Source organism: Thiolapillus sp. (assembly GCF_048562965.1).
Taxonomy (GTDB): Bacteria; Pseudomonadota; Gammaproteobacteria; order Chromatiales; family Chromatiaceae; genus Thiolapillus; species Thiolapillus brandeum_A.
Map to the genome: position 1 here is coordinate 1 of NZ_JBHNMF010001076.1, position 925 is coordinate 925.

The window sequence follows — 925 nt, forward strand, 5'->3', positions numbered from 1 at the left end:
GCGCCTTCGGTGGCATCAGACATGTCCATCGATTTCTCCTGTGTCGTGAAATTTCAGGAGAAAGTCTGCACGGGGTCAGGTCGGGAAAACAGGTGTGGATTCTTGGGCGCTTACCCTGTTTCAGCCGGAAAAGCTGTCTGCCGTCCGGGATGCAGTCAACCGTATAAATGCCTCCCCCTGGGTGCAACGCACCGACAGTCTTTTTTCACGCCGCTATGTGCGCACGATAGACGGCTACATCTATACAGCCCCATACCTCAGCAAAATACCTGCCACGCCTGCCGAGGCAGAAGCCGTCCGACAGGCTGCATTGAACAATCCTCTGATTGCCAGAAATCTGCTGTCGCCCGATGGCACGGCTATGGCCATCAACGTCTATCTCGATGTGAAGAGTCAACAGTATGGTTCTGATCAGGCAGTCTCACACATGCTGGATGAGGCACTGGCACCCCTGCAGAACAGGCTGCATACCGTATTCCATGTGGGTGACCCGTATATACGCACCGGTATTTCCGAGCGTATCCGGCAAGACCAAACCACCATCGTGCCGTTGGCTTTGCTGATGCTGGTAGCCACACTGATCGTTGCCCTGCGTCACTTGCTTGTCGCCGTCATACCCCTGGCAACGGCAGGGGTGAGCATCTTGTGGACGCTGGGCCTGATGGCGGTATTGGGCATACCTGTGAATATCATGACTTCCATTATTCCGGCTCTGCTGATTATTATCGGTTCGACCGAGGATATTCACTTGCTCACGGAATACCAGGCGGGCATCCGCAAAGGGAAAAAGCCGCGCAGGGCGTTGCAGCTGATGAGCAAAAACATGGGTATTGCCGTTACGCTGACCTTTGTTACCTGTCAAGTCCCGATAGATCATAGATTTTCTTTTTGAATAATTCCGGTTGTTTTTTGTGCCAATCCTTAA

At 53.0% G+C, this 925-nt stretch carries 1 protein-coding gene; it reads left to right on the plus strand.

Features of this window, described 5'->3' with window-relative positions:
* Positions 1 to 94: 94 nt before the first annotated feature.
* Positions 95 to 892, plus strand: a complete 798-nt coding sequence (locus ACOCD2_RS22380; RefSeq protein WP_293675365.1) for an MMPL family transporter — start codon at positions 95 to 97, stop codon at positions 890 to 892.
* Positions 893 to 925: the final 33 nt, after the last annotated feature.